General features: G+C 35.1%; 7 protein-coding genes. 1 reads left to right on the top strand and 6 read right to left on the bottom strand.

Annotated elements, in window-relative coordinates; genetic code table 11:
• The 5 genes from J7K39_07660 to J7K39_07640 all read right to left on the bottom strand — a co-directional run.
• Positions 1-1,374 (bottom strand): hypothetical protein (locus J7K39_07660; GenBank protein ID MCD6179765.1); only part of this gene is annotated, 1,374 nt, incomplete at its 3' end.
• An 82-nt stretch (positions 1,375-1,456) separates the two neighbouring features.
• Complete coding sequence (locus J7K39_07655) at positions 1,457-1,924, bottom strand: T9SS type A sorting domain-containing protein (protein ID MCD6179764.1); 468 nt, start codon at positions 1,922-1,924, stop codon at positions 1,457-1,459.
• A gap of 226 nt (positions 1,925-2,150) precedes the next feature.
• Positions 2,151-3,458 carry a glucose-6-phosphate isomerase gene (locus tag J7K39_07650; GenBank protein ID MCD6179763.1) on the bottom strand — a complete coding sequence of 436 codons (1,308 nt, stop codon included), beginning with the start codon at positions 3,456-3,458 and terminating at the stop codon, positions 2,151-2,153.
• 133 nt (positions 3,459-3,591) lie between these two features.
• Positions 3,592-5,727: an elongation factor G gene (locus tag J7K39_07645; GenBank protein MCD6179762.1), complete on the bottom strand. Its 2,136-nt coding sequence runs from the start codon at positions 5,725-5,727 to the stop codon at positions 3,592-3,594.
• A 181-nt stretch (positions 5,728-5,908) separates the two neighbouring features.
• Positions 5,909-6,820 carry a nucleotidyltransferase gene (locus J7K39_07640; protein ID MCD6179761.1) on the bottom strand — a complete coding sequence of 304 codons (912 nt, stop codon included), beginning with the start codon at positions 6,818-6,820 and terminating at the stop codon, positions 5,909-5,911.
• Between the two features lie 150 nt (positions 6,821-6,970).
• Between J7K39_07640 and J7K39_07635 the strand changes: the two genes are divergently transcribed.
• Positions 6,971-7,555 carry a DUF3109 family protein gene (locus J7K39_07635; protein ID MCD6179760.1) on the top strand — a complete coding sequence of 195 codons (585 nt, stop codon included), beginning with the start codon at positions 6,971-6,973 and terminating at the stop codon, positions 7,553-7,555.
• Here J7K39_07635 and J7K39_07630 read toward each other — a convergent pair.
• Positions 7,552-7,911 (bottom strand): hypothetical protein, encoded by a 360-nt coding sequence (locus tag J7K39_07630; GenBank protein ID MCD6179759.1) that lies wholly within the window; start codon positions 7,909-7,911, stop codon positions 7,552-7,554. The two genes, J7K39_07635 and J7K39_07630, sit on opposite strands and share 4 nt — an antisense overlap.
• Positions 7,912-7,916 lie beyond the last annotated feature (5 nt).

The raw sequence follows: 7,916 nt of genomic DNA, 5'->3' as shown, positions 1-7,916 counted from the left end.
TGAAATGGCATTCGTATTAGTAGTATCCGCACCAATAGCTCGGGAAACTTCCTCATCAATAGCTATTGCATTTGCTGTAATTGCATTTGTATGTGTTGTATCAGCTCCTATTGCGCGAGCAACTTCATCCGTAAGGGCGGCTGTAATGATTTCCTCTGCAGCTAAAGCTCTGCTCTCTTCATCGGAAATGGCAGTAGTATTTGCTGCTTCCGCAGCGATAGCACGAGAAGTTTCATCTGCAAGAGCTGTATTTGTAGTTGCAATATCGGCTGCAAGATTAGATTCGACAGCTAAAGCTCTTGCTTCTTCGCTTGAAATGGCATTCGTATTAGTAGTATCCGCACCAATAGCTCGGGAAACTTCCTCATCAATAGCTATTGCATTTGCTGTAATTGCATTTGTATGTGTTGTATCAGCTCCTATTGCACGAGCAACTTCATCCGTAAGGGCGGTTGTAATGATTTCCTCTGCAGCTAAAGCTCTGCTCTCTTCATCGGAAATGGCCGTAGCATTTACTGTTTCCGCAGCGGTAGCACGAGCAATCTCCTCATCTAATGCTGTTTCAACAGCATTGCTTTTTGTATCAACATAAGTTTTTATTGCTTTTTGAGAAGGGTATAAAGTATCCGAGTTCTCTGAAAGGAGTTCGTCTGTACTTTTGTTTATTAAATCCTCTTTTAAATCTAAAGCTGCTTGGGTGTCTTTGCTTATGGGTTTTAAGCTATCTGCTGTATTATCAACATTTCCCAAGCCAACATCAGCTTTTTCTATACCGATAGGCTCAAAAATAATAGGTGTTGTTAATGTTTTATTTGTAAGTGTCTCAACTCCATCTAAAGTCACGTATCCCATACTTTGATGGTTTCCCCAAGCAAAAGCAGCATTCCAGTTTGTTGTATCATTAGCTGTAATATGGGATGAAACGGAAGCAGAGAAAACAGGATCTGATTCGGTGATAGTTAAGTTTTCAACAGATTCTGCCGTTTTAGCATGAAGCGCATAAGGAACAGACATTAGTTCGCTTATCCCAAAAAGCTGATAGTCGACACCTCCATGAATATCCATTGCAATTTCAATAAAATACGGACCATTAGCCCAGTCGATAGCCATAAAATCATCAGCGGTTTCGCCTTGTCCAATGGTCAGATTGATAAGACCAAAGTCATTTGTCTCAGTCAAAAAGGTTTCAGAATAAATAGCAGATCCATTAGGAATGCCCTGCATTAAACTAATCTGGAGACTTACCGCTTGCTTTGTTAGAACTACCCCATTGTCATCGCGAACAAGGGCTTGGTATTTAAATCCAGGACTGTTTTGTGCAAAGAGTTGAAATTGTAATAAAAGAGCGAAAAATAGTAGAGTAATTTTTTTCATATGTATTGTTATTTAATTCGATAAGTTAAAGTCGCAGCTGATTTTGGTGTCTCGCTTAGTGAATATTTTCAGTTTTGTAAGTTTATTGTTTAACAATTTTAAATTGTTTAAGAGGAATATTATTTTCAAATATTTTAATGATATATATGGCGGGAATAAGCTCTTGAAAATCTATTTTTGTTTGAAAATCAGACAGTTCAGATTGGATTATAAGTTTGCCTTGTTGATTGAAAACTTGATATTCCAGTTTGCGAATTTTATCCGTTTCTAATATTATAAAATTGGATGTTGGATTTGGATATGCTTTAATATTAAAATCTAAAGTGGGGAGTTGGTAAGTAGCTGTTGCCGATAACTGTGATTGATTAAACCCTTGGGTCAAGGCGTTTATTCCAGTCGAAAAAGTCTCTGTTATCGTTTCACCAAATGTCCAGCTTAAAGAGCCTGAGGGAGCTAAATAATAATCTCCGGCTGTTGTTATAACTTCTTGTGCATTATTATTCGATAATAAAAAGAGATTTAAAATTGATAGCAATACTAGTCGTTTCATTTGTATAATTTTAGTTTGAAATTTAGCATTTTGCCAAATTTTACCTCAACAGAAACAAACTTAGCTAAAAATCAAATTTTGAGAATTCGGTATAGCGATACTTACTAACAGCATAACTTGGAAAACTCTATCCAAAAAAAATGTGATTTTAAGCCTTTATACAGGCTTAAAATCACATTCAAATTACTTAATATAAGTAAATTACAAAAATAAGGGTATCCGTAATCTAATAACCCGACTTTCCTAAAATAGTAAACATATTTCTTTTATAAGCTTCAACTCCAGGTTGATCGAATGGATTAATGCCAAGAGTATATCCACTTAAACCACAAGCAAATTCATAAAAGTAAAGTAGCTGTCCAAGGTTTTCTTCATTGATTTCCGGAATCGAAATCCGAAGATTTGGCACATCGCCATCTGTATGAGCTTGTCGTGTTGCTTCTTCTGCACCTTGGTTTACTTCTGTTATGCTTTTATTACAGAGATAATTCAAACCGTCAAGGTTTTCTTTATCGTTAGGAATGGCTAATGTTTTACGACTATTTTCGATTGACAAAACGGTTTCAAATAAGCTACGTTTACCATCTTGAATATATTGTCCCATAGAGTGAAGATCTGTTGTATTGCTCACTGCTGCGGGAAAAATCCCTTTTCCTTCTTTGCCTTCGCTTTCACCATAAAGCTGTTTCCACCATTCACTTAAAAAATATAAACGGGGTTCGTAATTCACCATTATTTCGATGGTTTTCCCCTCTTTATATAATGCATTACGAGTAGCGGCATAAAGCATTGCGGAATTAGTTTCTATTTCCGTATTGGATTTCAGAAAAGCCTCCATTTCTCTGGCTCCAGCAACGAGCTTTTTAATATCGTAGCCTGCTACCGCAATAGGTAAAAGTCCAACCGGCGTTAAAACGGAATATCTTCCTCCAACATTATCCGGAACGACATAGGTTTTATAGCCCTCTTTATCGGCTAATATTTTAAGAGCACCTCGTTTTTTATCTGTAATGGCAATTATACGATTTGCCGCTTCGGCTTTCCCATATTTTTTTTCCAAATGATTTTTGATCAGACGAAAAGCAAGTGCCGGCTCAGTTGTTGTTCCTGATTTTGAAATAACACTTACTGCATAATCTTTTTTATCAAGTATCTCCATTAAATCAGATAGATAGTCTTCACTAATATTCTGACCAGCATAAATTATTTGCGGATATTTTCCGGGCATCATCAAGCTAAAATGATGTTGTAGCGCTTCTATAACGGCACGAGCACCCAAATAAGATCCTCCAATCCCGATTATAACATACACTTCGGCTTTTTGAGCAATTGTTTTAGCTTGAGCTATAATATCATCTAGGAAAGAATCTTCAATAGAAGAGGGCAAATCCACCCAGCCTAGGAATTCATTTCCTGCAGCTGTTTTTTCAATAAGTGCCTTCTGAGCATCACTTACCTTGCCTTGAAAAGCATTAATCTGTGCTGAAGAAACAAATGATTTTGCGGCATCAACAGAGAGTCTAATATTTATCATATTATTTTAATTTTTTGTGTTAAAAATTTGGTTGTACAAAAGTGCATAAAATAGCCCTAACAAGTCAATAAATTATACAAAAACCCCAACTGAAAAGTACAATCGGGGTTTTATTATTGAAAAGAAAAAGTGTTTATTCTTCTTCTTGCTCTTCTTCGTAAGCTTTAAGCAGCTTGTCTTGAACATCGGAAGGCACTTGGTTATAAGCATCGAATTTCATCGAATAAGTACCTCTACCCGAAGAAATAGAGCTTAAAGTTGTACCATATTTATGCATTTCGGCCAAAGGTACTTTAGCACGTATTACCTGATATTTACCATCGGCTTCCATTCCCATAATAATGGCACGACGACTTTGTAAATCAGTCATTGCAGCACCCATCATTTCTTCAGGGAGACGTGTTGCAACATCATAAACAGGTTCCATAATCTTAGGTTTAGCATTTTTAAATGCTGTAATAAAAGCAAAACGCCCGGCCAGTTTAAAAGAGATTTCGTTTGAATCAACAGGATGCATTTTACCATCATAAATGTAAACAGCTATATCACGAGCGTAAGAGCCTGTTAAAGGACCACGTTCCATACGTTCCATAATTCCTTTTAAGATAGCAGGCATAAATCTAGCATCAATAGACCCCCCGACAACACAGTTATGGAATAATAATTTACCACCCCAAGGAAGATCATGCTCTTCTTTATTCCTAATAGGAAAATCTGTTGGATCAGACATTCCCTCTACATAAGGCTGAATGTGCATATGTACTTCACCAAACTGACCTGAACCTCCTGATTGTTTTTTATGTCGGTAATCGGCACGAGCAGATTTAGTAATTGTTTCGCGATAAGGAATTTTTGGAGCAAAGAATTCAATATCGATATTATGGATATTATCGAAATACCATTTTACGGTATTTAAATGCAATTCTCCTTGCGCTTGGATAATCATTTGGCGTAATTCCCTTGATAATCCGGCATGCAAAGTAGGATCTGTTTTATGCATTTCGTTAAGAATACTACCCATTTTTTCGTCATCGGAAGAGCTTATTGCTTTAACAGCCATTTGAATGGTTGGTTCAGGAAAATCGATAGGCGATAATGCCTCTTCTGAAGCTTTTGGATTAGCCAAAGTATCGTTAGTACGAGTATCTTTTAATTTAATTGTAGCAGCAATATCTCCGGAACAAACCTTAGATACTTTTTCTCTGTTTTTACCGACAATAATAAATAATTGCGATAAACGTTCTTTATTTTCCGAACGCGTATTTATTAAATCCATGCCCTCTTCAACAGCTCCACCATATACTTTAAAGTAGGAAACTTCGCCTAAGTGAGGCTCTATAGATGTTTTAAATACAAATAAATTGGTAGGATCGTCGGGATTTGCATTAAATATTTTTCCGCTGGATGATTTGCGTTCGCCGGCAACACCATTTGGTGTGGGACAACTAAATTTAATAAATTCCAATAAACGAGTAACACCAGTATTTTCTTTTGCAGAAATAGCAAAGAGAGGGAAGATAGCGCGTGTACGCATACCTAAACGAATTCCTTCGCGCATTTCTTCAATACTTAGAGTGTCGGACTCAAAATATTTTTCCATTAATTCTTCCGAACCTTCAGCAGCATTTTCTATTAATGACAGGTGTAACTCTTCGGCTTTTTCCAATTCATCGGCTGGGATATCTAAAATTTCCGGTGCGCCACCATCTTTTGAGAATTTAAGCATTTTCATCAGCATTAAGTCGATGATACTGCTAAAACCTTCTCCGGTATTTACAGGATATTGAGCAATAGATACTTTATCGCCAAAATAGTCTTTTAATTGAGTAACTACCTGATCGAAATTGGCCTTTTCTTGGTCGAGTTGATTGACGACAAATAAAACAGGAGTATTTGTTTTTTCTGCTTGACGCCATGCGTTTTCTGTTGTAGCATCAACGCCTACAGTTGCATTATTAACTAAAACCGCGGTTTCAACCACTGATAAAGCAGAAATTTGTTCACCTACATAATCATTAAAACCGGGAGTGTCTAAAATATTTATTTTAGTACCATCATATTCGGTATACATTAAAGTAGTGTGAACAGAATTTTGTTTTGCTAATTCGATTTCACGATAATCAGAAACAGTATTTTTATCATCAACATTACCTTTTCTGTTTATCACTTTACCTTCAAAAAGCATTGCTTCGGCTAAAGAGGTCTTACCGCTTTTGGCCCCTCCAATGAGAGCAATATTTTTGATTTCATTTGTTTGATAAACTTTCATATTTTATTGTATTTGAGTAGATTAAAAATTGTCTTTTCAACAAGGCTGACAAACTTACAATAAATAAGCGAATAATCGATTATAGAAAATGAAAAATATAAGAGTTAAAAACTGCTTTTCTCAGTAGTTTTTAAGGTGAGAAATATTATACAATGATAAGGAAAGAAAAGCCTAAAAGCTTTTAATACCAAAGTTTTACAGGGTATTTTCCAGAACTGATTAGCTGTTGGATATTTTTCATAACACTATCCTTGTCCTCTTTATAAGTTACACCAAACCAACTAGCTTTTGAATGTAAAACTTTAACGCGTGCACGCTTCTCTTCAATAAGATCGTTTACTACGGATGGGATATAAAATTCGGCTTTTAAATTATTTGCATTTTCGGGAATAAAACGACTAAATTTCTCATTTAAGAATTCAAAATACGAAGGAGTAAATCCCCAAAAATTCATTGAAACTAAAGTATCTTCTTTAAGTTTAATGTGATTTCCATTCTCGTCTTGAAAAACAATAGTATCATCTTTACGTTCAATATGAGTTCGTTCTATTACGTCAAGCAGAAAATTATTTTTGTCAGATTTGCATTGCCCACGAGACACATATCCGTTTTCAGAAAGAGTATTTTTTAACTCATAACCAACCATACAATAATCGGTATCGCTTCTGTCTTCTGTTTTAAAATAATCTGCTAAGGTTTGGTAGGCTTCTCTGCCGTAGAAATCATCGGCATTGATAACGGCAAAATTTTCTTTAATTGCATCTTTTGCCATTAAAACAGCGTGTCCCGTACCCCAAGGTTTTACTCTTTCTATGTTAAAACTCAAACCAGCAGGTATTTTATGGATTTCTTGAAAAACATATTCCACTTCTATTCTCCCTTTAAGTTTTTCGTCGAAAAAGGCACGGAAATCGGCTTCAATATTTTCGCGAATAACAAAAACAACTTTTCCAAAACCAGCTTGAATAGCATCATAAATAGAATAATCTATAATGGTTTCTTCATTTGGCCCGACTTTGTCGAGTTGTTTTAATCCGCCATAACGACTACCAATACCGGCGGCCAAAATAAGTAGAGTGGGTTTTTTGTTCATTTTTTTGCTATTTTGCGCAAATGTACAAATTAATTGATGTATTCTATTCTTTGTGTTTTGTTGTAGTCTAAAAAGAAATAACTGTTAATCTTTAAAAATCAATTCCTATTATTATAATTTTCTCTTCTCAAAAAAAACTACTTTTGCCGCATGATTTCAATAGGGAATACAATCATTTCAGAAGAAGTAATTAAAAAGCAATTTAGCTGTGATTTATCAAAATGTCATGGTGACTGCTGTGTTGAAGGAGATGCAGGAGCTCCATTAGATGTTGATGAGATTAGTCAGCTCGAAGATTATATAGATAGAATCCTACCTTATATGACAGATAAGGGGAGGGAAGTAATAAAGAAAAATGGCGTTTACGATTATGATGAAGATGGAGAATTAGTAACGCCTTTGGTAAATGATAGGGAATGTGCTTTTGTTTATTTTGAGAATAATATTGCGCTTTGTGCTATAGAAAAAGCTTATCGAGATAAAGCAATACCAAATATAAAACCTATTTCCTGCTCTTTATATCCTATCAGAATTACTGAATATAAAGATTTTGAAGCGGTAAATTATCACCATTGGGATATTTGCGATTTAGCTCGTATAAAAGGAAAAAAGGAAAAAATAGCTGTTTACGAATTTTTAAAAGAGCCACTTATCCGCAAATACGGAAAAGACTGGTATAAAACATTAGAAGAAGAAGTAAATTCAGGTAGATATGATGAGGTGTTAAACCGCTAATTATCAGTCATATGTTTTAATAATCTCTCTATATTCGCTTTGCTGTTACCGATAAAAATTTTATCATTATCAATAATTACAGGTCGTTTTAAGAATGTGTATTCTTGTAAAATAAGCCGTTTATAATCGTCTTCTTTTAGTACTACATCTTTTAAACCCATACTCTTGTATTTTCGAGAACGGCGACTAAATAGTGCTTCGTAAGATCCGGCAAAAGAACGCATTTCTTCGAGTTCTGTTTGAGTAATAGAAGAGGTCTTGATATCTTTGATTTCAAAATACAGATTAGTGATATTGCATAGCTTTAGTATTTTTTTGCTGGTATCGCAGGTGGAAAGCGTATATACTTTTTTCATATTTT

The sequence above is a fragment of the Bacteroidales bacterium genome (assembly GCA_021157585.1).
Lineage (GTDB): Bacteria > Bacteroidota > Bacteroidia > Bacteroidales > UBA12170 > UBA12170.
Note: the sequence above shows the minus strand (reverse complement) of the source record. Positions and strands in the feature narration are given on the sequence as shown.

Bases quoted from the DNA above. Each gene is read 5' to 3' on its own strand.
- J7K39_07640 (MCD6179761.1), bottom strand. From the start codon at position 6,820: ATGAACAAAAAACCCACTCTACTTATTTTGGCCGCCGGTATTGGTAGT.
- J7K39_07650 (MCD6179763.1), bottom strand. From the start codon at position 3,458: ATGATAAATATTAGACTCTCTGTTGATGCCGCAAAATCATTTGTTTCT.
- J7K39_07655 (MCD6179764.1), bottom strand. From the start codon at position 1,924: ATGAAACGACTAGTATTGCTATCAATTTTAAATCTCTTTTTATTATCG.
- J7K39_07630 (MCD6179759.1), bottom strand. From the start codon at position 7,911: ATGAAAAAAGTATATACGCTTTCCACCTGCGATACCAGCAAAAAAATA.
- J7K39_07645 (MCD6179762.1), bottom strand. From the start codon at position 5,727: ATGAAAGTTTATCAAACAAATGAAATCAAAAATATTGCTCTCATTGGA.
- J7K39_07635 (MCD6179760.1), top strand. From the start codon at position 6,971: ATGATTTCAATAGGGAATACAATCATTTCAGAAGAAGTAATTAAAAAG.